The sequence below is a fragment of the Burkholderia sp. GbtcB21 genome (assembly GCF_019091065.1).
Lineage (GTDB): Bacteria > Pseudomonadota > Gammaproteobacteria > Burkholderiales > Burkholderiaceae > Burkholderia > Burkholderia pyrrocinia_C.
Window position 1 is genome coordinate 335,229 of the sequence record NZ_JAGXKA010000004.1, and the last position, 23,497, is coordinate 358,725.

General features: G+C 67.4%; 29 protein-coding genes and 1 pseudogene. 16 read left to right on the forward strand and 14 right to left on the reverse strand.

Annotated elements, in window-relative coordinates; genetic code table 11:
* Positions 1-51: 51 nt before the first annotated feature.
* The 3 genes and pseudogenes from KVT39_RS12435 to KVT39_RS12445 form a co-directional block, all read right to left on the reverse strand.
* Positions 52-195, reverse strand: coding sequence for a hypothetical protein (locus tag KVT39_RS12435; RefSeq protein ID WP_175747899.1), 144 nt, complete (start codon positions 193-195; stop codon positions 52-54).
* Positions 192-527, reverse strand: a complete 336-nt coding sequence (locus tag KVT39_RS12440; protein WP_034184442.1) for a hypothetical protein — start codon at positions 525-527, stop codon at positions 192-194. Before KVT39_RS12440 ends, KVT39_RS12435 begins: the two co-directional genes overlap by 4 nt.
* Positions 524-807, reverse strand: a pseudogene (locus KVT39_RS12445) (MgtC/SapB family protein); the annotation flags it as partial. The pseudogene KVT39_RS12445 and the gene KVT39_RS12440, both read right to left, overlap by 4 nt.
* Before the next feature lie 268 nt (positions 808-1,075).
* On the opposite strand from KVT39_RS12445, the gene KVT39_RS12450 reads away from it, so the two are divergent.
* Together KVT39_RS12450 and KVT39_RS12455 are read left to right on the forward strand one after the other, a co-directional pair.
* Positions 1,076-1,318 (forward strand): DUF6566 family protein, encoded by a 243-nt coding sequence (locus tag KVT39_RS12450; RefSeq protein WP_034184441.1) that lies wholly within the window; start codon positions 1,076-1,078, stop codon positions 1,316-1,318.
* The gene (locus KVT39_RS12455; protein WP_165948176.1) at positions 1,315-1,461 is read left to right on the forward strand and encodes a hypothetical protein; all 147 of its coding nucleotides are present in this window, start codon (positions 1,315-1,317) and stop codon (positions 1,459-1,461) included. The genes KVT39_RS12450 and KVT39_RS12455 overlap by 4 nt, the downstream gene beginning before the upstream one ends.
* Positions 1,462-1,514: 53 nt before the next feature.
* On the opposite strand, the gene KVT39_RS12460 is transcribed toward KVT39_RS12455, so the two are convergent.
* The gene (locus tag KVT39_RS12460; protein ID WP_047904178.1) at positions 1,515-2,189 is read right to left on the reverse strand and encodes an HAD family hydrolase; all 675 of its coding nucleotides are present in this window, start codon (positions 2,187-2,189) and stop codon (positions 1,515-1,517) included.
* A 219-nt stretch (positions 2,190-2,408) separates the two neighbouring features.
* Between KVT39_RS12460 and KVT39_RS12465 the strand changes: the two genes are divergently transcribed.
* Positions 2,409-3,620 (forward strand): sugar transporter, encoded by a 1,212-nt coding sequence (locus KVT39_RS12465; RefSeq protein WP_217589193.1) that lies wholly within the window; start codon positions 2,409-2,411, stop codon positions 3,618-3,620.
* A gap of 140 nt (positions 3,621-3,760) precedes the next feature.
* Here KVT39_RS12465 and KVT39_RS12470 read toward each other — a convergent pair whose 3' ends face one another.
* Positions 3,761-4,537, reverse strand: coding sequence for an SDR family NAD(P)-dependent oxidoreductase (locus tag KVT39_RS12470; RefSeq protein WP_175747895.1), 777 nt, complete (start codon positions 4,535-4,537; stop codon positions 3,761-3,763).
* 158 nt (positions 4,538-4,695) lie between these two features.
* On the opposite strand from KVT39_RS12470, the gene KVT39_RS12475 reads away from it, so the two are divergent.
* Complete coding sequence (locus tag KVT39_RS12475; protein ID WP_034184437.1) at positions 4,696-5,598, forward strand: LysR family transcriptional regulator; 903 nt, start codon at positions 4,696-4,698, stop codon at positions 5,596-5,598.
* A gap of 221 nt (positions 5,599-5,819) precedes the next feature.
* Positions 5,820-6,224, forward strand: coding sequence for a hypothetical protein (locus KVT39_RS12480; RefSeq protein ID WP_034184436.1), 405 nt, complete (start codon positions 5,820-5,822; stop codon positions 6,222-6,224).
* Positions 6,225-6,329: 105 nt separating this feature from the next.
* Here the strand turns inward: KVT39_RS12480 and KVT39_RS12485 are convergent, their stop codons facing one another.
* From KVT39_RS12485 to KVT39_RS12495, 3 genes are all read right to left on the reverse strand, one after another.
* Entirely contained in the window at positions 6,330-7,499 is a 1,170-nt protein-coding gene (locus KVT39_RS12485; protein ID WP_235212567.1) for a helix-turn-helix domain-containing protein, read from the reverse strand.
* A gap of 159 nt (positions 7,500-7,658) precedes the next feature.
* Positions 7,659-8,786, reverse strand: coding sequence for an NAD(P)-dependent alcohol dehydrogenase (locus KVT39_RS12490; protein ID WP_105391535.1), 1,128 nt, complete (start codon positions 8,784-8,786; stop codon positions 7,659-7,661).
* A gap of 14 nt (positions 8,787-8,800) precedes the next feature.
* The gene (locus tag KVT39_RS12495) at positions 8,801-10,273 is read right to left on the reverse strand and encodes a benzaldehyde dehydrogenase (RefSeq protein ID WP_034184433.1); all 1,473 of its coding nucleotides are present in this window, start codon (positions 10,271-10,273) and stop codon (positions 8,801-8,803) included.
* 659 nt (positions 10,274-10,932) lie between these two features.
* Here KVT39_RS12495 and KVT39_RS12500 point away from each other — a divergent pair.
* The 9 genes from KVT39_RS12500 (at position 10,933) to KVT39_RS12540 (ending at position 19,000) form a co-directional block, all read left to right on the forward strand.
* Positions 10,933-12,069, forward strand: coding sequence for a muconate/chloromuconate family cycloisomerase (locus tag KVT39_RS12500; protein WP_034184432.1), 1,137 nt, complete (start codon positions 10,933-10,935; stop codon positions 12,067-12,069).
* A gap of 51 nt (positions 12,070-12,120) precedes the next feature.
* Positions 12,121-13,056 (forward strand): catechol 1,2-dioxygenase, encoded by a 936-nt coding sequence (gene catA / locus KVT39_RS12505; protein ID WP_034184431.1) that lies wholly within the window; start codon positions 12,121-12,123, stop codon positions 13,054-13,056.
* Between the two features lie 114 nt (positions 13,057-13,170).
* Positions 13,171-14,529, forward strand: coding sequence for a Rieske 2Fe-2S domain-containing protein (locus tag KVT39_RS12510; RefSeq protein WP_034184430.1), 1,359 nt, complete (start codon positions 13,171-13,173; stop codon positions 14,527-14,529).
* Positions 14,526-15,014 (forward strand): benzoate 1,2-dioxygenase small subunit, encoded by a 489-nt coding sequence (benB, locus tag KVT39_RS12515; RefSeq protein WP_034184429.1) that lies wholly within the window; start codon positions 14,526-14,528, stop codon positions 15,012-15,014. Before KVT39_RS12510 ends, benB begins: the two co-directional genes overlap by 4 nt.
* Positions 15,015-15,053: 39 nt before the next feature.
* Positions 15,054-16,076: a benzoate 1,2-dioxygenase electron transfer component BenC gene (gene benC, locus KVT39_RS12520; protein WP_034184428.1), complete on the forward strand. Its 1,023-nt coding sequence runs from the start codon at positions 15,054-15,056 to the stop codon at positions 16,074-16,076.
* Positions 16,073-16,849, forward strand: a complete 777-nt coding sequence (gene benD / locus KVT39_RS12525; RefSeq protein ID WP_034184427.1) for a benzoate diol dehydrogenase BenD — start codon at positions 16,073-16,075, stop codon at positions 16,847-16,849. Before benC ends, benD begins: the two co-directional genes overlap by 4 nt.
* Positions 16,850-16,933: 84 nt before the next feature.
* A complete protein-coding gene (locus KVT39_RS12530; RefSeq protein ID WP_034184426.1) occupies positions 16,934-17,332 on the forward strand; it encodes a RidA family protein in 399 nt (132 codons plus the stop codon).
* A 428-nt stretch (positions 17,333-17,760) separates the two neighbouring features.
* Positions 17,761-18,285 carry a low affinity iron permease family protein gene (locus KVT39_RS12535; RefSeq protein WP_131949581.1) on the forward strand — a complete coding sequence of 175 codons (525 nt, stop codon included), beginning with the start codon at positions 17,761-17,763 and terminating at the stop codon, positions 18,283-18,285.
* Between the two features lie 232 nt (positions 18,286-18,517).
* Positions 18,518-19,000, forward strand: coding sequence for a DUF1641 domain-containing protein (locus tag KVT39_RS12540; protein WP_217589194.1), 483 nt, complete (start codon positions 18,518-18,520; stop codon positions 18,998-19,000).
* A gap of 54 nt (positions 19,001-19,054) precedes the next feature.
* On the opposite strand, the gene KVT39_RS12545 is transcribed toward KVT39_RS12540, so the two are convergent.
* The 4 genes from KVT39_RS12545 to KVT39_RS12560 all read right to left on the reverse strand — a co-directional run bounded on the left by KVT39_RS12545 (position 19,055) and on the right by KVT39_RS12560 (position 20,820).
* A complete protein-coding gene (locus KVT39_RS12545) occupies positions 19,055-19,609 on the reverse strand; it encodes a GNAT family N-acetyltransferase (RefSeq protein WP_235212566.1) in 555 nt (184 codons plus the stop codon).
* Positions 19,610-19,699: 90 nt separating this feature from the next.
* A complete protein-coding gene (locus tag KVT39_RS12550) occupies positions 19,700-19,921 on the reverse strand; it encodes a hypothetical protein (protein ID WP_034184422.1) in 222 nt (73 codons plus the stop codon).
* Between the two features lie 153 nt (positions 19,922-20,074).
* On the reverse strand, positions 20,075-20,338 hold the full coding sequence (locus KVT39_RS12555) for an HPr family phosphocarrier protein (protein WP_034184421.1): 264 nt from the start codon (positions 20,336-20,338) through the stop codon (positions 20,075-20,077).
* Positions 20,339-20,343: 5 nt separating this feature from the next.
* Positions 20,344-20,820 carry a hypothetical protein gene (locus KVT39_RS12560; RefSeq protein WP_034184420.1) on the reverse strand — a complete coding sequence of 159 codons (477 nt, stop codon included), beginning with the start codon at positions 20,818-20,820 and terminating at the stop codon, positions 20,344-20,346.
* 162 nt (positions 20,821-20,982) lie between these two features.
* Between KVT39_RS12560 and KVT39_RS12565 the strand changes: the two genes are divergently transcribed.
* On the forward strand, positions 20,983-21,327 hold the full coding sequence (locus tag KVT39_RS12565) for a zinc ribbon domain-containing protein YjdM (protein ID WP_034184663.1): 345 nt from the start codon (positions 20,983-20,985) through the stop codon (positions 21,325-21,327).
* Between the two features lie 97 nt (positions 21,328-21,424).
* Positions 21,425-22,258 carry a fused MFS/spermidine synthase gene (locus tag KVT39_RS12570; protein WP_217589198.1) on the forward strand — a complete coding sequence of 278 codons (834 nt, stop codon included), beginning with the start codon at positions 21,425-21,427 and terminating at the stop codon, positions 22,256-22,258.
* A gap of 7 nt (positions 22,259-22,265) precedes the next feature.
* On the opposite strand, the gene KVT39_RS12575 is transcribed toward KVT39_RS12570, so the two are convergent.
* Positions 22,266-22,451 (reverse strand): ribbon-helix-helix protein, CopG family, encoded by a 186-nt coding sequence (locus KVT39_RS12575; protein ID WP_034184418.1) that lies wholly within the window; start codon positions 22,449-22,451, stop codon positions 22,266-22,268.
* Positions 22,452-22,614: 163 nt separating this feature from the next.
* Positions 22,615-23,382, reverse strand: a complete 768-nt coding sequence (locus KVT39_RS12580) for a YoaK family protein (RefSeq protein ID WP_034184417.1) — start codon at positions 23,380-23,382, stop codon at positions 22,615-22,617.
* Between the last annotated feature and the right edge of the window lie 115 nt (positions 23,383-23,497).

Consider the following 23,497-nt stretch of genomic DNA (forward strand, 5'->3'; position numbering starts at 1 on the left):
CGGCGCCGGCGGGCTGTCGTTTTTACATGACCGCTGTACTGCCGCTTGCACTTACATGCACGGGATGGAGCGGATGTCCGTGCTGTCGCCCGCGGCGCAATCGTCGTCCGGCGGCAGCGCGGCGGCCGCTGCATCGTCCGGGCCTGCCGTTGCGATGGCGGCGAGCCGCACGCTCCTGCGGTCCGGCGCGATCATCGTGCGTCGACGTCCCGGTCGCCGTCGATGCGCTGCAGCAGCACGTCGCAGCGGGCGCGCAGCGCCTGCAGCTCCGGCGAACGGGCGTCGAGCCGTACGCGTTCGCCGTTTTCGAGGCCGTGCGTGACCGCGATCTCGTAGATCTCCTGCGCGATCGTCGCGGCTGCGCTCGCGATCCTGATCCGGTCGAGCCAGCTGCATTCGGCGTGATGGCACGCGAGCCACGCGCGCAGCGCACCGACGCGCTGGCTGATGGTGAGCCATCCGCCGAACCGCATGCGGGCGGCCAGTTCGCTCGTCACGAGATAGGAGAGCAGGTCGGTCTGGGTCACACGAAGCTCCTTGACGAAGTGTCGGGGCGGCAGGTCCGCACGCCGGCGATGTTTTGCAGCGTCTTGCCTAGCGTTGCAAATTCCGGTCCGCTCGTGCGCGAGAACGGGGCCGGGATGTCGTCGGTGTCCGGATCGTCGTCCGACTGCCGGACGATGAACCGCTTCACGCGCACGCGTCGCGCGCCGGGTGTATCGTGCAGCGTGCCGAGCGTGAGATCGCTATGCTCGACGACGAGCGCAGCGTGCGCGGTTGACGCTGCGCGATGACGCGGCATTCGAGCCGCGAGCATCACGAGTGCCGGGCAGCGCGGCCGGCAGCAGGGGGCCGACGCGTTCGAGGTGCCCGATCATGATGTGCATTCCTTCCGTTTCGCCCAAACGCTTACCGGTAGCGGTTCGACGCGCAATGGGGCTGTAAGGGGACGTAAGGAGGCGCAAGGCGCGTGCCGGCCGGGCACGCTGCGTGCGAGCAGGGCGGCCGGCGCGCGCGGCGCTCGGGCGGCGCGCATTTTTTGCATCGTTATCGCAGATAAGCACAGGAGGCCATCGTGCAACATCAACAGGATGCACAGGTTCGAGACCCGTATCGCGGCCACGAGATCCTCGTATGGGCGCGGCGCAACGATAGCGGCGCATGGCGCGACGAGGTGCAGGTGTATGTCGGCGGCGAGCGCATCGAGCTGGTCGAGCCGGCGGCCGCCGGCCCCGAATGGCTGACCGAGAACGAAGCATTGCGCGCGGGTGTCGAGCGCGGTCGCTACCTGATCGACAAGCGCGTCGACGACGATTGACCGGGACGCATCGACGCACGATCCGCGCACCCGCGCCGCCTGCCGGTACGACCCCGGCCGCGACGCGCGGCCTTGGCTGCAGCCGCTACGAAATCGACGTGAACCCGGCCGGCCGCATGCTGTTCGCCGTGCCGGCCGCGTGAAGTGCGCGCAGGGGGCTCAATCCGGCGCAGGCGACCCCGGTGCGGCGGACGGTCTACGGCCGCGCGGCGATTTCATCCAGATGCCACAGCAGATCCGCCGGATCGTCGTACACGCGCAGCGCGCCCGCGCGTTCCAGTTCGTCGCTGCCGTAGCCGCCCGACAGCAGCCCGACGCCGAGCGCGCGGCAGCGGCTGGCGGCGAGCATGTCCCAGATGCTGTCGCCGACGACCACCGTGTGTTCGATCGGCACGTTCAGCTGCGCGGCCGCGGTCAGGAACAGGTCGGGGTCCGGTTTCGCATATTTCACCTGGTCGCGCGTGACCACGACGTTCTTTGCCGGATCGACGCCGAGCGCCTCGAGATTGATGGCGGCCGTTTCCATCCGCCCGCTGGTGGCGATCGCCCAGCGGATGCCCGCGCTCGACAGTGCGGCAAGCAGCTCGCGCGCGCCCGGCAGCGGCCGAACCTGCGCGCGCAGCCGCTGGTACGCGGCCGCATGCAGCCGGGCGAGCCGTTCGACGCGCTCGGCGTCGATGTCGCCCGCCGTCTCGCGCAGCAGCTGGTTCAGGAACAGGCCGCCGCTCATCCCGATCTTGCGGTGGATGCGCCACACCGACAGTTCGATGCCCTCGGCATCGAGCGCTTCCTTCCACGCGAGCACGTGCTGATAGACGCTGTCGACGAGCGTGCCGTCGAGATCGAACAGAAAAGACGTTTCAATGCGCATGTGAATCTCCTGGCTCGATAGGGTTCGAGCGAATCGTCGATGAAAATCCTGCCGACACATTATCGGCGCGCGGCCATGTCATGGCGATGTCCCGTGGCCCCAACGTGCCGTGCCGCGACGAGTCAGGCGCCGCTGGTACAATCGCGGCGATGCGCCGGGCCGGGCCCGGGCCGGACTTTTCCGCGCCGTACGCGCCCCCAACCCTCGTCGATTCCAGGTATGGCAACACCGGACGCCGTCAGTTCCAGTCAATCGTGGTGGGGCGTATGGGCCCTGGCACTCACCGCCTTCATCTTCAATACCACCGAGTTCGTCCCCGTCGCGCTGCTCAGCGCGATCGGCGACAGCCTGCACATGCAGCCGACCGACGTCGGCCTGATGCTGACGATCTATGCGTGGGCCGTCGCCGTCGTGTCGCTGCCGCTGACGCTGGTCACGCGCCATGTCGAGCGCCGCAGGCTGCTGGTCTGGGCACTGGCGGCGTTCATCGTCAGCCATATCGTCACCGGTGTCGCGTGGAATTTCGCGGTGCTGATGGTCGGCCGGCTGGGCATCGCGTGCGCGCATGCGGTGTTCTGGTCGATTTCCGTCCCGCTGGCCGTGCGGCTCGCGCCGAGCGACCGGAAAAGCCGCGCGCTCAGCATGCTGGCGATGGGCACGTCGATCGCGATGGTCGCCGGCATTCCGCTCGGGCGCGTGATCGGCGAGGCGTTCGGCTGGCGCGTCACGTTCCTGATCATCGCGGGCGCGGCGGGCATCGCGTTGCTGCTGCTGCGCGCGACGCTGCCGGAACTCCCGAGCCAGGGCGCCGGATCAGTCGGCAGCATCGGCGTATTTCTGCGCAAGCCGGCGCTGGTGGCGCTGTACGCGATCACCGTGCTCGTCGTGTCCGCGCATTTCACGTCGTACACGTACATCGAGCCCTTCGTCCAGAGCGTCAACCACGCGAGCAACAGCCGGATCACGTATGTGCTGATCCTGTTCGGCATCGCCGGCATGCCGGCCGCGGTCTGCTTCAACCGCGTCTATCCGCACCAGCCGGACAAGTTCCTGCTGGCGTCGATCGTCGCGTTGTCGGGCTGCCTGTTGATCCTGTTCCCGTGCGCGCTGAACATCGTCACGCTGTCCGTGCATACGCTGGTCTGGGGCGGGGCGATCGTCTGTTTCGGCCTCGCGATGCAGGCGTGGGTGCTGAAGCTGGCGCCGGAGGGGACCGACCTGGCCGTGTCGATCTTCTCGGGCCTGTACAACGTCGGCATCGGCGCCGGTGCGCTGCTCGGCAACCATATCGCGGGCGACTTCGGGTTGCCGTGGGTCGGCACCTTCGGCGGCGTGGTCGGCGCGTTCGCGGTCGGGATCGCGTGGCTCGCGTTGCGCCTGCACGCGAAACGGGCGGTGGCGGAGCCGACACCGGCCTCCGGCGTGCAGTGAAATGAAGGCGGCAGCGGCCCGATGCATTCGCTTCCCGTGCGAACCGGGATGCGCGAACCGACCGCGCGCTGCCATTTCGCGCTGTCGGTCCGGTTACGCGACGATGAGCCGCCACGGCATCTAGGTTCGCGCTTCAGGCGTCATGCAATCGAATAGCCGCCGTCGGCCACGAGCGCATGCCCGGACACATAGCTGGAATCGTCCGATGCGAGGAACGCGACGATCGTCGCCATCTCCTCGGCGGACCCCCACCGTCCTGCCGGTGTCGCTGCGGCAAAGCCCTGCCGCGCATCGTCCGACGGCCAGATGCCGCGATGATGGAACGGCGTTTCGATCAGCCCGGGGCACAGTGCGTTGACGCGGACGCCGCGCTTGAACCACTCGATCGAAGCCGTCTTCGTCATCCCGATCACCGCGTGCTTGCTCGCGATATAGACCGACGCATTCTCGAAGCCGATGAGCCCGCCCATCGACGCGTTGTTGATGATGCTGCCCGAGCCCTGACGCAGCATGATTTCGGCCGCGTACTTCATCGAATTGAACACGCCGCGCACGTTCGGTTCGAACACCATGTCGAATCGTTCGGCATCCTGCTCGAGCAGCGGCGCGAACACGCCTTCCGTGCCGGCATTGTTGAATGCGATGTCGAGGCGTCCGTAGGTCGATACCGTGAAATCGAACAGCTTGCGGAGCTCGTCTTCGTTCGCGACGTCCGCGGCGAAAGCCTTCGCTTCGCCGCCGGCGGCCGTGATTTCGTCGACCAGTCGATCCAGTTCGGTCTTGCGCCGTGCGGAAACGACGACCTTCGCGCCGCGCCGCGCGAGTTCGATCGCGGATGCGCGGCCAATGCCGGAACTGGCACCCGTCACCAGTGCGATGCGGCCCGCGAGTTGAGCCGGATGTGTGCTTGCGTTCATGATGAGATTCCCCAAAGTGGTTGACCATTCACGTCGAAGCGACGTCTGATGCTCATTGTGGTCGTTCGTCGGTCGCAAAAAAATGGAACAATGGCGCATTCAGAATTCCCGTTTCGGGAATTGAAACCGCTTCTTCGCGAGCGTCAAAAGGGTTCCTCATGCTCAACCGGCTCGACATCCTGAAGATCTTTTCCGCGGCGGCCACGGCGCCCACGTTCCGCGAGGCGGCCGCGCGGCTCGGTGTGTCGCCGCAGGTCGTGACGCGCGCGGTGCGCGAACTGGAAGAGATGCTGGGCGAAACCCTGTTCCACCGGACGACCCGCAGTATCCGGATTACCGCCTTCGGGCAGTCGTTTGCGCTTGAAGCGCAGGCGGCGCTTTCTGCCGTCGACGGGCTGTTCGGCGCCGCGAACGGTCAGGTCGACGAGCCGGTCGGCGTCGTCAGGATCACGGCCCCGTCAGGCATGGGGCGTCATTACGTCCAGCCGGTCCTGACCGATCTCATGCAGCGGTATCCGGGTCTCGTGCCCGACCTGCGGCTGTCGGATGTGCCCTCGCCGGTGGTCGACGAACAGATCGACATCGGCGTGCGGGTCGGGGCGATCGGAGACAACCGCTTCGTCGCGCGAATGGTCGGGCCGTTGCCGATGTGGGTCGTTGGCGCTCCGTCGCTGATCAAACGGCTGGGCGAGCCGAAAAACCTCAAGGCACTCGAATCGATGCCGGTGACGTGCCTGATCGACCGCGCGAGCGGTCGGGCGTGGCCGTGGATTTTTCGCGCGGAGCAGCAATTCAAGCCCGCGTCGCCGGCCTATCTGACGGACGACGCCGAGGCTGAGATCGACGCCGTGTGCGCAGGGCTGGGATTCGGCCAGTGCTCGGAGTATCTCGTGCGGCCGTACATCAAGAAGGGGCGCCTGGTGCGGCTGTTGTCCAGCCTCGAACCCGAACCGTGGAAGTTGCACGTCTATCGGCCGCGGCGCGGCCCGATACCCCGTCGTATCCGGGTGGTGTACGACGAACTGGTGGCGAAGCTGGCGCAGGCAACGTGGCGAGGGTAGTCGGTGGCGCCGGGTTGAGTCGGCGCCACCGACCGGCCGGTAAAGGTTGCCGCGCCATGCTCCGGATGGGGACCTGACGAGGTTCGCCGCCCCGCGTCGGAGGGCACGTGGAAAGCCGACATATTGCGGCATCATCATGGGGCCGACGCACCCGCGCCCGGGTGCCCAACGATCGACTGGAGACCTGCATGCCGATACCCCGGATTGAAACGCGCGACGCCATGGGCGATCCCGATGTCGTCCATGTGAACCCGGATCACGTGCTCTGGATGTCGCTGCCGACTGCCGCGCACCGGCGGCCGGACAGCATGGCCATCCGCGTGGACGATCGCGTCAAGGGCGGCAGTTTGCTGATGGCCGACCATCCGCCGGCCGCTCGACTTCTGCAGGACCTCGGCCCGTTCGTGACGGTGACGCTGGCGAACCCGTCGTCAGACTATCCGGACGGTCTCGTGCATATCCGTGCGCATGCGATCGTCAAGATCGCGACGGACGAGCACGACAAGCCGCTGGCAGACCGGACGCTGGGCTGGGTCCATGTCCAGGACGGCTCGGCTTTCAAGATCAGGGATTACGCCGGCGTGGCCGCGCAATGGCAGGCGTCGGTCGCAGCGGCTGGCCGCTGACCCTTCGGTGGCGTGGTCGGCGCGTTCGTGGTCGAGATCGCCTGGCTCGCGTGGCGGCTGCATGAGAGGCGGGCGGCGGCGTAGGCACCATCGCCGCACGCAGTGTCAATGCGGCCCGTCGTTCGTGATTCCCGTTGCATCGAGCTGCCTGAGCTTCGCGTACAGCGTGGTGCGCGAGATGCCGAGTTGTCGCGCAGCGGCCGACACATTGCCGTCGTGCTCGTCGAGCGCACGGCGGATCGCGTCGAGCGACTGCTCGTGCAGGCTTGCCTGCGGGCTGGCGGCCGGCGCGGTGCCGCACACGTCGACGGCGTCTTCGAGCGCATCGGATTGACGCCGCATCGTCGCACGATCGAGCGGCGCGCGCACGGCCCGAACCCAGACGTGACTGCCGTCGTCGCGCGCGATTCGCTGCGGCGTACGCGCGGGTGTCAGCAAACGACGCTGCTGCGCGGGCGTCGCGCCGGGGAAGAGTTGCCGGAGATCGCGCGGTTCGATCGGCCCGGCAGGCGCAAGGTCGAGCATCTGCCGAGCGAGCCGGCTCGCCGCGCGCACGCGGCCCGCCTCGTCGAGTGCGACGACGCCCGCGAGCGGTGTGCCGAGCCAGCGCGGATCGTGCTGTACCTGCAGCAGATGGCAGTCGCGCAGCATCGCATACAGCCGCTGCTCGGCGGACAGCGCCGCATGCCGGAACTGCTCGCGCAACTGCACGACATTGCGCCGGCCGACGCCGGTGATGTCCAGCGCGCCGATCACTTCCCCGTCGAAACCGACCAGCGGCACCGCGAGACAGAACACGCGCGACAATTCGTCGAGATAGTGCTGGGCGCCCGCGACGACCGCCTCGGTGCCGTCGTGAATCACACAGCTCGGCGCGGTCGTGCCGATGTTCGGCTCGACGATCCGGCGTCCGGCGATGATCGGCGTGAGCAGCGCGTCGTCGCAATGCGGGCTGCGCCGCGCATGGATGATCGTGCCGCGCGGATTGACGCAGAAGATCGTCCAGTCGCTGCCGCCGAACGCGGCCCACAGCGGCTCGATTTCCTGCGCGACGCAGCGGTACAGCCGCCGGTCCGCGCGCGATTCGTCGAGCTCGCGCTGCATTTCATAGCGGGCGGTTTGCCACGGCCGGAGCCCGGCGTCGCGCGAGCGCAGCCACGAGCGCGCGACGCTGGCCGGCAACGCCGTTTCCGGCAGCGGTTCGCCCGCCGCGAAGCGGGCGCGGAGCCGGTCGAGGTCGACCGGCCGCGAGGGGGATTCGGGTGCCGTCTTCACGCTGCGCTCCATGAGGGTCGAAGGTCCGGGCCGGGCGTGCCGGCGCGGCGTGTCGCGCGAATGCGTAATATAGCCCGGCGCCCGAAGCGGCGTATTTTCCCGAAAGGGGCCGCCGCCGCGTGCCGCCGAGTGGCCCCGGCAGCGGGCGGCGCCCCGCGCTCAATGCGGCAAACGGAGGATCGGCTTGAGCGTGATGCCGTTGCTGCTGTCCTCCGCGGCCTGGTTGATCTGGTCGAGCGGATAGAACTTCACCAGCCGGTCGAACGGAAACCGCCCTTGCAGATGGAGCTGGACGAGCTGCGGGATGAACGTCTGCGGCACGCTGTCACCTTCGACGATGCCGCGGATCGAGCGGCCGCCGAGCAGCAGGTTGTTGACGTCGAATTCCGCTTTCGTGCCGAGCTTCGGCGCGCCGACCACGCCCATCGTGCCGCGCGAGCCGAGCGCTTCGATCCCTTGCGACAGCACGGCGGGCAGCCCGGTCGATTCGAGCGCGAAGTCGACGCCGCCGCCGGTGATCGTGCGGATCGCGTCGACGACGTCGACTTCCTTGCTGTTGATCGTGTGCGTCGCGCCGAGCTCCAGCGCCAGCGCGAGCCGCGACGGCACGATGTCGACGGCGATGATGGTGGTTGCGCCGGCGACGCGTGCGGCCATCACGGCGCTCATGCCGACCGCACCCGCGCCGAAACTCGCGAAGCTGCTGCCCGGGCGCACCGCGAGCGAGTGGATCACCGCGCCGGCGCCGGTCTGGATCCCGCAGCCGAGCGGCCCGAGCAGTTCGAGCGGCGCTTCCGGCGGCACCTTGATCGCGTTGTTCTCGCGCGCGAGCGCGTAGCTGGCGAACGACGACTGCGCGAAGAAATGATCGTGCAGCGGCTGCCCGTGTTCGTCGCGGATCGCGGTCTGCCCGTCGGCGTCGGCGCCGCCGAAATTCAGCCCGAAGAAGTGCCGGCAGTACGCGCCGTGACCGCCGACACAGGACGGGCAGTGACCGCACGCGCCGTAGGTGAGCACGACGTGATCGCCCGCGGCGAGCGTCGTCACGTTCGGGCCGACCGCTTCGACCACGCCGGCGCCCTCGTGACCGAGCACGGCCGGCAGCGGCACCGGGTAGTACTGGTCGCGCACGATCAGGTCGGTGTGGCACAGGCCCGTCGCGACGACGCGCACCCGCACCTCGTCGTCGCGCGGCGCGCGCAGGCGGGCGGTTTCGATCGAGAAGGGCGCGCCGGCCGCGCGCGCGACGGCTGCGGTGACGACGCGTGAATCGTTTTCCGTGTACATGTTCGGTCTCCTTGTCAAATCGGATACGGCGGCGCTTCACCCTTGATCGTCAGCCACTGCCACTGCGTGAACTCCTCCCAGTTCGCGGCACCGCCGATGCTCGAGCCGTTGCCCGATGCGCCGACGCCGCCGAACGGGTTGATCACTTCGTCATTGACCGTCTGGTCGTTGATGTGCAGCAGCCCGGTGTTCAGGCGCTCGCCGATCCTCAGCGCCCGGCCCACGTCGGCGGACAGGATCGCCATCGACAGCCCGTATTCGCTGCGGTTCGCGAGCGCGATGGCGTCCTCGTCCGTATCGAACGGCACGACGACCGCGACCGGCCCGAAAATCTCCTCGTCGAACGCCGGGTTGCCCGGCGCGACGCCGCTCAGCACGGTCGGCTCGAAGAACAGGTCGCGATGGCCGCCCCCCGTCTCGACATGCGCGCCCGCGCGACGGGCCGCGTCCACCAGGCTCGCCGCATGATCGAGCTGCGCGGCATTGATCAGCGGCCCGAGGCCGACGTCCGCGGTCGCGGGATTGCCGACGCGCAGGCTTCGGGCCTTCTCGACGAGCTTCGCGACGAAGCGGTCGTGAATGCCGCGCTGCACGAGCACGCGGCCGGTCGCCATGCAGATCTGGCCTTGATGCAGATACGCGCCCCATGCGGTATTGGCGACGGCGCGGTCGAGGTCGGCGTCGTCGAGCACGATCAGCGAGTTCTTGCCGCCGAGCTCGAGCGAGACCTTCTTCAGGTGGCGGCCGGCCGCCTCGCCGACCTTGCGCCCCGCCGCGGTGGAGCCGGTGAACTGGATCATCGCGATGTTCGGATCGGCGACCAGCGCGGCGCCGGCCGCGCCGTCGCCGGGAAGGACGTGCAGTACGCCTTCCGGCAGGCCGGCGAGCTCGAACACGCGGGCAATCGCGACGCCGCCGCACACGGCGGTACGCGGATCGGGCTTCAGCACGACCGCGTTGCCCAGCGCAAGCGCCGGCGCGACCGCGCGTATCGCCAGGTACAGCGGGAAATTGAACGGCGAGATCACGCCGACGACGCCGCGCGGGCGGCGCCGCGCGAGCGACAGCCGGCCAGCCGCCGACGGCAGGACTTCGCCGGCCGCGCGCGACGGCAACCCCGCCGCCTCGTGCAGCGCCTTGATCGTGACGGACGTTTCGAACGACGCCTTCGCGCGCGTCGATCCGCTTTCGCGCACGAGCCAGTCGACGATCGAATCGAAGTGCGTTTCCGCGACGGCCGCCGCGCGGCGCAGGACGGCCGCGCGTTCGTCGTACGGCAGGCCGAACCACGCGGGCTGCGCGCGATGCGCGGCGGCTGCCGCATCGGCCACCGCCGCGCCGTCCGCGAGGCCGACGCGGCCGAGCGTGTTGCCGGTCGCGGGTTCGATTACGTCGACCGCGTGCGGGCTGGCGTGCCAGCGCCCGTTGAAAGTCTTGCCGTGCCAGACGCCGGCGTCGAACAGTGCCGTGTTGCTGCTGCTATCCATGTACGCTCCTGAGGAAATTCCGACCCGCCGGATCGGGCCTTGCATTGCGCCGACCGGCATGCGCGCGAGGGTAGGCGGCCGAGAGGAAGCGGAGCCATCCGGGTTTGTTCCCACCCGCCGCGCCCGCGCCGGCCGGTGGGGGCACGCGTCGACGTGTGCGGAAACTGAACACTCCGATACCGCCGTGCGAACGGCGTGTCGTTTCCGCCGTCACGGCGGCAGGGACGCGCGCCGTCGAGCGAAACAGCGGGTGTCGCCGCACGAATCGGCGAGCACGTCGGTATCCGCGTACCGATTTCCTGCCGATCGTTCACCGAAGTCGAAGTCGCAATCCGGAAGGCCAACCACGCCGTTGTTCGCTCAGGAAAACCCTGATCCCGTCCCGGCGGGACGCGGATTTCGGCAGGATTCCCCGGCTCGGAGCGCCGCCGCGTCACGTCCTCGCGCAAGCAGTGGCTCGAGCGCGCGCAACCCGCGCCATCAAGCCTTCCGGCCCATATACCTATCCACACAAGGTATGGCACATCGCAATATTTCGCGTATCCAGTCCTGTTTCAATACCTGTAAGGTATCGAAAAACACGCCTAAAAGTATTGGACGGTGAATTTGCCCGGCGCGTATAAATCCGTTCCATGAACTCCCCACACGCAGCGCGCCCCATGTCCACCGTCACCATCGAACGCATCGAAACCCGTCTCGTCGACCTGCCGACGATCCGCCCGCACAAGCTGTCGGTCGCGACGATGCACGGCCAGACGCTGATGCTCGTGAAGGTGTTCTGCAGCGACGGCGCGACGGGCATCGGCGAAGGCACGACGATCGCCGGGATGGCCTACGGCCCGGAAAGCCCCGAGGCGATGAAGCTCGCGATCGACACGTACCTTGCACCGGCGATCGTCGGCAAGGACGCGACCCGCATCCAGACGCTGATGGCATTCGTCGGCAAGCTCGCGAAGGTCAACCACTTCGCGAAGAGCGCGCTCGAGACCGCGCTGCTCGACGCGCACGGCAAGCGGCTCGGCGTGTCGGTCGGCGAGCTGCTCGGCGGGCGCCGGCGCGACCGCCTGCCGGTCGCATGGACGCTCGCTTCCGGCGACACGGCCACCGACATCGCCGAAGCCGAACGGATGCTCGACCTGCGCCGCCACAACGTGTTCAAGCTGAAGATCGGCGCGAAGTCGCCGGACGCGGATATCCGGCACGTGGCCGAGATCAAGAAGGCCGTCGGCGATCGCGCGTCGGTGCGCGTCGACGTGAATATGGCGTGGAGCGAAACGCAGGCCGCGCGCGCGATTCCGGCGCTGGCAGACGCCGGCTGCGAACTGGTCGAGCAGCCGGTCGCGTCGGCCGCGGCGCTCGCACGCCTGATGCGCCGCTTCCCGGTCGCGCTGATGGCCGATGAAATCCTGCAGGGCCCCGACAGCGCATTCGACATCGCGAAGCATCACGGCGCGGACGTGTTCGCGATCAAGATCGAGCAGAGCGGCGGGCTCTTCGCAGCACAACGTGTGGCCGCGATCGCGGACGCGGCCGGCATCGAGCTGTACGGCGGCACGATGCTCGAAGGCGCGTTCGGCACGGTCGCTTCCGCGCACCTGTTCGCGAGTTTCGCGAACCTGCAGTGGGGCACCGAACTGTTCGGGCCGCTGCTGATCACCGAAGAGATCCTGACGCAGCCGCTGGATTACAGCGATTTCGAACTGACCGTGCCGGACGGCCCCGGTCTCGGCATCGAACTCGACGAGGACAAGGTCAGGCGTTTCACCCGCGACGGGCTGACGAAAGCCGCGCGGTAACCCGAGTTACGCAAAGCCGTCATTCCCCCAAATACACATGGAGACATCATCATGAGCGTCAAAGTTTTCGATAGCCGGGAAGTGCAGGATCTGCTGAAGGCCGCGTCGAACGCCGGCGGCAACGGCGGCAACGCACGTACCCAGCAGATCGTGCTGCGCCTGCTCGGCGACCTGTTCAAGGCGATCGACGATCTCGACATCACGCCCGACGAAGTGTGGGCCGGCGTCAACTACCTGAACAAGCTTGGTCAGGATGGCGAAGCAGCGCTGCTCGCGGCCGGCCTCGGCCTCGAGAAGTATCTCGACATCCGGATGGACGCCGAGGACAAGGCGGTCGGCCTCGACGGCGGCACGCCGCGCACGATCGAAGGGCCGCTGTATGTGGCGGGCGCGCCGGTGCGCGACGGCGTATCGAAGATCGACCTCGACGCGGACGAAGGCGCGGGCCCGCTCGTGATCCACGGCACGGTGACCGGCCTCGACGGCAAGCCGGTAGCGGGCGCGGTGGTCGAATGCTGGCACGCGAACTCGAAGGGCTTCTACTCGCACTTCGACCCGACCGGCGCGCAGACCGAATTCAACCTGCGCGGCGCGGTGAGGACGGGCGCCGACGGCAAGTACGAATTCCGCACGCTGATGCCGGTCGGCTACGGTTGCCCGCCGCAGGGCGCGACCCAGCAGCTGCTGAACGGCCTCGGCCGCCACGGCAACCGCCCGGCGCACGTGCACTTCTTCGTCGACAGCAACGACCACCGCAAGCTGACGACGCAGTTCAACATCGCCGGCGATCCGCTGATCTGGGACGACTTCGCGTACGCGACGCGCGAGGAACTGATCCCGCCGGTGGTCGACAAGACCGGCGGCACGGCGCTCGGCATGAAGGCCGATGCGTACCAGGACATCGAGTTCAACTTCGTGCTGACGCCGCTGGTACAGGGCAAGGACAACCAGATCGTCCACCGCCTGCGCGCAGCCGCGACGGCCTGACCGCCCGCCGGCGCGGCGCGGATGCGCCGACGCCGGCCAGGTCCCCTCGAGATTCAACCGATACCGATGCGAGCGTGCGTTGCAGGACGCGGCACGCGCATGGGAGGAGCCAACATGTCCGCCACCCTCGACCAAGCCAACGAACTGGATCACCTGCTCGCCACCGCCGTGCAGGATGACAAGGAGGCCGGCGTATTCCGCTGCCGCCGCGACATCTTCACCAATGCCGAGCTGTACGAACTCGAGATGAAGCACATCTTCGAGAGCAACTGGGTGTATCTGGCGCACGAAAGCCAGATCCCGGACAACAACGACTACTACACGACGTGGATCGGCCGCCAGCCGGTGGTCGTCACGCGCGACAAGACCGGCGAGCTGCATGCGGTGATCAATGCGTGCGCCCACAAGGGCGCGATGCTGTGCCGCCGCAAGCACGGCAACAAGGGCAGCTTCACGTGCCCGTTCCACGGCTGGACGTTCTCGAACACCGGCAAGCTGCTGAAGGTGAAGGACGAGAAGACGACCGAGTATCCGGTGCAGTTCAACACGAACGGGTCGCACGACCTGAAGAAGGTCGCGCGCTTCGCGAACTATCGCGGCTTCCTGTTCGGCAGCCTCAGCGCCGACGTGCTGCCGCTCGAGGACTACCTCGGCGAAACGCGCGTGATCATCGACCAGATCGTCGACCAGGCGCCGAACGGGCTCGAAGTGCTGCGCGGCAACTCGTCCTACATCTACGAAGGCAACTGGAAGATGCAGATGGAGAATGGTTGCGACGGCTACCACGTCAGCACCGTGCACTGGAACTACGCGGCGACGATGGGCCGCCGCAAGGAAGACGGCACCAAGGCCGTCGACGCGAACAGCTGGAGCAAGTCGGTCGCGGGTGTGTACGGCTTCGACAACGGCCACATCCTGCTGTGGACGAAAACGATGAACCCGGAAGTGCGGCCCGTGTACCAGCACCGTGAAGAGATCAAGGCGCGCGTCGGCGACGTGCAGGCCGATTTCATCGTCAACCAGACGCGCAACCTGTGCGTGTACCCGAACGTGTTCCTGATGGACCAGTTCAGCACGCAGATCCGCGTCGTGCGGCCGCTCGGCGTCGACAAGACCGAAGTCACGATCTTCTGTTTCGCGCCGAAGGGCGAGAGCGAAGCCGACCGCACGCTCCGCATTCGCCAGTACGAGGATTTCTTCAACGTGACCGGCATGGGCACCGCCGACGATCTCGAGGAGTTCCGTGCATGCCAGGCCGGCTATGCGGGCATTACGGCGATGTGGAACGACCTGTCGCGCGGTGCGCCGCTGTGGGTCGACGGCCCGGACGAGAACGCGAGGAAGATGGGAATGAACCCGCGCATCTCGGGCGAGCGCAGCGAGGACGAAGGGCTGTTCGTGTGCCAGCACGAACACTGGGTGCAGGTGATGCGCGATGCGCTGAAGAAGGAACGCGGGGAGGTGGCGGCATGAACTTCGATTACCGAACCATCTGCGCCGCGCTGTATCGCGAAGCGCGCCTGCTCGACGATCGCCAGTGGGACGAGTGGCTGACCTGTTACGCGGAAGACGTCACGTACTGGATGCCCGCGTGGGACGACGACGATCGGCCGACCGACGACCACCAGAGCCAGATCTCGCTGATGTACTACCCGGATCGCGGCGGCCTCGAGGATCGCGTGTTCCGGATCAAGACCGAGCGCAGCGGCGCGTCGACGCCCGAGCCGCGTACCAGCCACAACGTGACGAACGTCGAGGTGCTGGCCGAACGCGGCGACGAGGTCGACTTGCGCTACAACTTTCATACGCTGAACCATCGTTACCGCGTGACCGATCACTTCTTCGGCACGATGTTCGTCACGTTGCGCAAGGTGGGCGACGCATGGCTGATCTCGTACAAGAAGATCGTGCTGAAGAACGACTACATCCGGCAGGTGCTCGACGTCTATCACGTCTGACGCCGTTGTTTTGTCATGAAGGGAAGTGGAGGTGATTCCATGTCCAGCTACAAGATTGCACTGAATTTCGAGGACGGGGTGACCCGCTTCATCGACTGCAAGGCCGGCGAGAAAGTCCTCGACGCGGCCTTCCGCGCGAAGATCAACCTGCCGATGGACTGTTCCGACGGCGTGTGCGGCACCTGCAAGTGCCGCGCCGAAAGCGGCAGCTACGACCTCGGCGACGACTACATCGACGACGCGCTCACCGAAGACGAAAAGGACAGCGGCCTCGTGCTGACCTGCCAGATGGTGCCGCAAGGCGATTGCGTGATCGCGGTGCCGACGTCGTCGGTCGCATGCAAGACCGGCCACAGCGGGTTCGCCGCGACGGTGACCAAGGTCGAGCAGCACAACGATGCGGCCGTCGTGCTCGAACTCGACGTCGGCGCGGCCGCGCCCGTGTTCCTGCCGGGCCAGTACGTGAACATCGACGTGCCCGCGAGCGGCCAGCACCGTTCGTATTCCTTCTCGTCGGCGCCGGCCGACGCGAAGGTCAGCTTCCTGATCAAGAAGATTCCCGGCGGCGTGATGAGCACGTGGCTCGAATCGGCGCGGCCGGGCGACAAGCTGGACCTGCACGGGCCGCTCGGCAGCTTCTACCTGCGCGACGTGCAGCGGCCGCTGCTGTTCCTCGCGGGCGGCACGGGCCTCGCGCCGTTCCTGTCGATGCTCGAGGTGCTGGCGCGTACCGGTTCGCAGCAGAAGGTGCACCTGATCTACGGCGTGACGCGCGATCTCGATCTCGTGCTGGTCGACGCGATCGAAGCGTATGCGGCGAAATTGCCGAACTTCAGCTTTGCGACCGTCGTCGCGGACGCCGGGTCGAGCCATCCGCGCAAGGGTTGGGTCACGCAGCACATTCCGGCCGATGCGCTGAACGACGGCGACGTCGACGTGTACCTGTGCGGGCCGCCGCCGATGGTCGACGCGGTGCGCACATACTTCGACGACGAAGGCGTGAAGCCGAACAGCTTCCACTACGAGAAGTTCACCCCCAACGTCACGGCAAAGGCGGCATGATCATGCAACGATTCTCGGGCAAGGTCGTCGTCGTTACCGGCGCGGCGCAGGGCATCGGCCGCGGCGTCGCGCTGCGCGCGGCGGCCGAAGGCGGCAAGGTGCTGTTCGTCGATCGCGCGGATTTCGTCGCCGAGGTGGCGGCCGAAGCGATGGGCGGCGAGACGGCCGGATTCGTCGCGGATCTCGAAACCTACGAAGGCGCGCACGCGGCGATCGCGTGTGCGGTGCAGACGTTCGGCGGCATCGACATCCTGATCAACGGCGTCGGCGGCGCGATTCGGATGCGCCCGTTCGCCGAATTCGAGCCGGCGCAGATCGACGCGGAAATCCGCCGCTCGCTGATGCCGACGCTCTATACGTGCCACGCGGCGCTGCCGCACCTGCTCGCGCGCGGCGGCGGCACGATCGTCAACATCTCGTCGAACGCGACGCGGGGCATCCGCCGCGTGCCGTATTCGGCGGCGAAAGGCGGCGTCAATGCGCTGACGCACGCGCTCGCGATGGAATACGCGGAGCACAACATCCGCGTCGTCGCGACCGCGCCGGGCGGCACCAGCGCGCCGCCGCGCCGCGTGCCGCGCAATGCGGCCGGCGACAGCGAGCAGGAACGGGCGTGGATGAGCGAAGCCGTGCGGCAGGTGACCGATTCGACGTTTTTCAAGCGTTACGGCAGCCTCGACGAGCAGATCGCACCGATCCTGTTCCTGGCATCCGACGAAGCGAGCTACATCACCGGCACGGTGCTGCCGGTCGCGGGCGGCGATACGGGCTGAGCGGTGCGCGGTGAAGCTGCTTGCAGGTGTTCATCGATAACCAACTAGCCGGCCGGCGCCGAGACGCCGGCCACGGAGACATTCATGGGTGATCGCAAAGCCATCGTTCCGGCGGGAATGGAAGCGGTGTACGAAAAAATCGGCTACGCGCCGGGCCTGCAGGTCGGCGACACGCTTTACGTGTCCGGCCAGATCGGCCGCGATGCGGCGATGCAACTGGTCGAAGGCCGCGAAGCGCAGATCGTGCAGGCGTTCGAGAACCTGAAACGCGTGCTGGAGGCGGCCGGCGCATCGTTCGACGACGTGGTCGACCTGACGACGTTCCATACCGACATGCGCGACCTGCCGCTGTTCATGCAGGTTCGCGACCGTTACGTCGATGCGCATCCGAAGCCGGCGTGGACGGCGGTCGGCGCGCACATGCTGGGCGGGTCGCCCGGTTACATCGTCGAGATCAAGGCGGTGGCGGTGCTGCCGGAGTGACGCGTTGCAGGAGCGGGCTTCAACCTGTCGATCCCGCGGAGGCTCCAGTTCGCAGGTTGCGTACGAGGCCATGTTCAATCAGTCCGCCGGTCGGTTGCTTTCATTCGGTTGACGGGGCGGGACGGTCGAAGTCGGTTTCGTGTACGAAGTAACGGAGCGTGGGCAGCCCGGACGCGTGGAACCCTCGGCGAACCGCATTCGACGCATTCCCGAACAGCCGGGACCGGGCAGGCTATGCAAGCACGGCGGGTGAATTGCAGAAGATGGTTTGGCGCGCGTTGATTTGCGCTTTATGACCGGAGGCCGCGGTTCGAGCCCGCCGGGCACGCGAAATGCTCGTCGAAATACTCGTTCGTCGACGGCGCCCGCATACGGGCCGAACCCCGTGCCGCACGCGCCGCGACCGACAGTCTCATCCGGGAGGCACCATGCGCGAATCGAACGATTCATCCCGCGGCCGTCCACGCGCGGGCGGCGGAGCGGCGGCCGATCCACGGTTTGTGCCGGCCAGGCATCCCGTTACGCGTGCATTCGAACGCCTGGCGTCGCACGTGACCGTCTGGGCCGGTTCGCCGGTCGCGTTCGGCAGCGCGGTCGCCGTTATCGTCGTGTGGCTCGTCAGCGGGCCGCTGTTCCATTATTCGGATGCGTGGCAGCTCGTGATCAATACCGGGACGACGATCGTCACGTTCCTGATGGTGTTCCTGCTGCAGCACAACCAGAACCGCGACAGCGTTGCGCTGCACCTGAAGCTCGACGAGCTCGTCGCCGTGACGCGCGCGGCGAACGATCAACTGATCGGGATCGAGGATGCGTCGGAAGACAAGTTGCGCGAGCTTGCCCGGAACTATCTCGAACTGGCGAAGCGGGCCGCCGCGAGCGAGGGCACGCCGGGCACCGGCGACGATCGCGGAACGGCCGACGATCAGCCAGGAACCCGGCGGGAATCGTGACGGGTGCGCACGCATGCTTCGCTATCGGGCCGAGCATCCGGATTTTTCAAATGCTTGTCATTTCGTGACCGTCGGGTACGGACATATGTGTCCGACAACGCAGGTCGAAGAAGCCGGGTACCGGGCCGTCGCGAGCGGTGCCGCCTCGCAGTGGAGGATGAACGAGACGAAGTCGGCGCGCGCATGACCGCCGCCCCGGCGGCAACGCGGCGCCCCATCCGGAGACGAGCCGATGACCGAACGCCAGCCCCCCGACATCACGCCTCCGCACGCGGAGCCCAGTGCGCACGATGCGCTCGAACACCTGCTTGGCAGCCTGCACCGGCATGGTTTCCTGCATTTCGCGAACGAGGTCGTCAGCGCGAACGCGCGGCTGGCCGACACGTTCGTCGATGCGTTCGACAAGCCCGGCATGCAGAGCGGCATGCAGAATCTCGCGGCGCTGCTGATGGCGCTGTCGCGCATTCCGCCCGAACGGTTCGCCAAGGCCGTGTTCGCGGCGGCCGACGCGCTGCATCACGTGAGCGCGTGGCAGCCGGCGCAGCACGAGCACGTCGCGCCCGGCGTGCGCGGCGCGTACCGGCTGCTGCACGACGACGCGCTGTGGGATGCGTTGACGCCGCTGCTCGAAGGCCTGAAGGTGTTCGCGCAAGGGCTTGCGCGCGATCCGGAACAGGCCGTTACCGCGTTCGGCGAGAAGACAGCGGGCAAGTGACGGCGCCGCGTTGCATATCGGGTATCGGCCGCGCGCGAGTGCGCGGCCTTCCGCTTACCGGCTCGCGCGTGAAAACAGCAACGAATCGGTGTCGTTGAAGCGGATGCGCACCGGATCGCCATAACCGGCTTTCTCCGCGACGCGGATCGACGCGACGTTGGTCGGCGCGATCAAACACACGCTGCGTTCGAACCGCTGCTGCGCATCGAGCCATGCGAGCGCGGCCGCGAGCGCCTCGGTCGCATAGCCCTTGCCGTGCGCCCACGTCGCCAGCGCCCAGCCGGCTTCCGGCACGCCGCGAATCGACGGCTCGACGAGCCGGTGGAAATCGGCGAAGCCGAGATCGCCGACATAACGGCCCGACGCCTTCTCGCGAATCGCCCAGTAGCCGTAGCCGAGCAGCGGCCACAGCCCGCGATACGCGAGCAGGCGCATCCACGAATCGCGCGGCGCGGACGGCTCGCCGTTGAAGATGTGCGCGACGACGTCCGGCTCGGTCCACATCGCGGCGAGCGCGTCGAAGTCGCCGAGCGGATGGCCTTCGAGGACGAGGCGCGGCGTGTCGAGAACGGGCGGGGAGGCGACGGGCGGCGGGACATTCGACGTCATCGGGCATTCCATGGGCAGGAAGGGGGAGGCACGCGGACCGGCCGCGCGGAACGTGCCGGTACGATACCGCGGAATCCGCCCGCGCGGCCGCTACTTCAGGCTTTTCAGGAAGGACCGTCCTGCGGACGTGATCGAAATGCCGGAACGGCCGTGCGGCGGATGGCTGGCGAAACCTGCGCCGACGAGTTCCCGCGCGATCGACCAGCCGAGCGCCGGCGCATCCCGGCCGTAGCGAACGTCGGCGAGGCGTTCGAGTGCCCAGACGGCGGACGCCGACAGGTTGGGGGCGTTTGACGTGTCTTGGTCGCTCATGACTTCCTCCGGGAATGGGTATACGGTGTGGATCGCGGCAGCGCGGGTGCGGACTGCGGCGGCAGGCATTCCGTCATCGGGCGCGTGTCTCGCGGCGTGCGCGCATCGACAGCAGCGGGTCGACGCGCGACGGGGCGGAGGGCGGCACGCGGGTCAACCCTCCTGCAGCAACGGCAGCAGCGCCTGAAGCGCCGCCTCCTCATCGGGCCCGGCGGCCAGCACCTGGGCGGACGTGCCGCCGCGCAACTCCAGCGACGCGATCGCGTCGCCGTTTTTCGCGTTGCCGCGGCACCCGTTCACGATCAGCACGATGTCGCTTTCGAAGCGACGTGCAACTGCGACGACGGCGTCCCTGGCCGCGCCTGCGCGGGTCCGGTTCCACGCGGCGCCGATTTGTAGGTAGACGACGGTTGCCACGTTTTCTACGAAAGCCTCTGGTTGAGTCGTCGGGGGCCGTGCGCGGCGCCGAGCCCGCAGTGCGCGAGAAACGCGCGAAACGCGGTTTCCCACGCGGCGTCGCGCAAGTCGATGTCGATGCCGGCGAGTCGTTCCATTTCCGGGCTGACGAACACGGCGCGCAGCGATCGAGGCGGCACGCCGCGCGCGAAGCAATGGTCGTCGGCATCGAGCAGCAGGTGAGGATGGCGCCGGAACCGCACGCAGGCGACCGAGATCGGATCCGTCACATGCCGGGCCGATTCCGCCGGATACACGAAAGCCAGGTGGATCTCGGCCGCCGCCAGCTGTGCGCCGACGTCGTGGAAGCGATGAATCAGCTGGAAGCCGCGTTCGACGCCGCGCCCGACGCCCACGACGACGAGCGGCCGGTTTTCCGTGAGTTCCCGAAGGGTAACGGGGCGCCGATCGGGCCGCAGCAGTGCACCATCCAGCTCGAACATGTCGACATCCTCAGCGAAACCGCCTGCAAGTCCGATGAACGGCGGAAAGCGAGGATTATAGTACAGCGCTGGAAAACATGTGTATTGTATTATAATGCCGTGTGCACCAGATGCTGCACGCCCCCGTTTTTTCGACTCGAACCTTACCCGATGGATGCTGCAATGAACGCCGCCCCTGCCTGCCCGCAATGCGCGATGGAAAACACCTACCCGGACGGCACGCTCTACGTGTGCCCGGACTGCGGTCACGAATGGTCGGCGACGGCCGGCGCCGAAGCCGGCGATGAAGCGGCCGGCGACGTCGTCAGGGACGCGAACGGCAACGTGCTGTCGGACGGCGATTCGGTCGTGCTGATCAAGGACCTGCGCGTGAAGGGCTCGTCGATCACGCTGAAGATGGGCACCAAGGTCAAGAGCATCCGGATCGTCGGCGGCGATCACGAAGTCGACTGCAAGACGGACGCCGGCGGCTTCATGCTGAAGGCCTGTTTCTTGAAGAAGGTGTGATTGCGCGCGTGCGCCGCCGCGGCGGCGCTTCGTTCGCGTGGCCGGCCGCCCGTGCTTCGAGCGGCTTCGACTGTTTGACTACCCGGGCATAACCAGCATGGCAGAGGATCGAACCTCCTACGATGCGTTCGTCAGATTCCTGTCGACGCCGTTGCACGATGGCCGGCCGTTCGTGCTGGAGACGCGCGATGCGGTGTCGCTGCACTTCGATCATCTCGCCACGCAGAGCTTCATGTCGCTGAAGAATCCGGCCGCGCTCGTGCTCGGCTACACGCGCGTGATGATGGGCTTCCTGCTGCTGCAGCCCGCGCCCGTGCGCATCTGCATGCTCGGGCTCGGTGGCGGCTCGCTGGCGAAATACTGTCGCCGGCATCTGCCCGATACGGCGATCGATGCGGTCGAGATCAATCCCGAGGTGATCGCGCTGCGCGACGTGTTCAGGATTCCTGCGGATGATGCGCGCTTCAGGGTAGTGTGTGCCGACGGCGCGGACTACATGATGGAGACGGACGTGCGCACGGACGTGATCCTGCACGACGCGTTCGTCGCCGAAGGCATGCCGGGCCGGTGCGCGAGTGCCGGCTTCTTCGCGGCGTGCCGCGAGCGGCTGAACGAGGCCGGCGTGCTCGCGATCAACTTCACCGACGACGATCCGGCGCTGCCGCTGTACCTCGAGCGGCTGCGCGACGTGTTCGGTACGTCGTATGCGCTGGTCCCGTGCGGTGACGACAACAACTTCATCGCGTTCGCATGGAAGGGCGGCGAACGATTGCCGTCGTTGCGCATCCTGCTCGAGCGCGCGCTTCAGTTCGCCGTTGCCGGCGAGCTGAAGCTGGCCTCCACGGCCCGGCGGCTGAAGGGCGGCGCGGGCATCGATCCGGCGCGGCTGGCCTGGCGCGAGCAAGCCGGGCGCTGGGAAATCGGGGCTTGACCCGCGGTTACTTCATGCGCTTGCCGAGCGGGCTCTTGGTCTTGTAGGTCACGCCGTGATGCTCGAGATACTCGCGGATCAACTGACGGACGACTTGCGACGGCGTGAGATCCTGCGCCGCGCAGAGCATCTCGAATGCTTCCTTCTTGGCGGGATCGATCAGGACGGTCAGGCGGGCGGTCTTCGTTTCCATTGCGCGGACAGGTCGGCGGATATGTTAATCAAATTATAATACATCTGCTTTCGGCATCACGGCCGAAACGGGTTGTCCGGCCGGTTGAATCCACCGTGCGGTCCGGCCATCCATCCGGACGGCCCGCCGGAATGCTCGCGCACGGGTCGGGTTGCGCGCCGGCTCAGGGCCGACGATCGAGCCGGCAGAACCAGGTCAGCACGTCGTCGGCCACGGGCACGATCGCGAGCATGACGAGCATGCCGGCGAGCGGTACCGTCGACACGTAGCCGACGTACTTGAAGCCGATCGCACCGGCCAGGCCGCCGACGAAGAACGACGCCAGCATCGTGGCGTGAATCCTCAGCTTCGCGCGGTTGGCGACGACCGCATGCATGTCCACGTCGACGGCCGAGCGGTTCCAGTAAAACAGCTTGCCCAGCTCGATGCCGAGGTCGGTCACGATGCCGGTCATGTGCGTCGTGCGGATCTCCGCGCCCGACAGCTTCGTGATCATCGCGTTTTGCAGCCCCATGATGAAGCACAGCAGGATCACGGTCACGGGCACGAAGAACGCCTCCCACAGCGCGAGGTGGCTGCCGAGCAGCCCGAACAGCAGGAGCAGCACGGCCTCGACCAGCAGCGGCAGCACGTACTGGCTCTGCAGGCCGCGGCGGCGCCCCCAGTTGACGAGCACCGCCGAGCAGCCGGCACCGACGAGAAACGACGCCAGCGAACTGATGCCGGCCAGCGCGAGCGGAATGTCGCCGAGCGCCGCCTGGTCGGCGATCGCCGACACGATGCCGCTCATGTGCGACGTGTATTGCCTGACCGCAAGGAAGCCGCCCGCGTTGGTCGCGCCGGCGACGAACGCGAGCGAAAAGCCGAGCTGGCGGTTCGCGGTTGCGCTGCGGTGTTTACCCGTCAGGCTTCGAAAGTACTGCGCTGGCATAAGGGTTTCGCTCAATCGCCGGGTTCGCGGGCGCGGACGTGCCGGACGGCGCTCTGCGGGCCGAACGGGTGGCCCGCGAAGGCGCCGGCTTCCTCGAATCATGTGGCTTGTATGA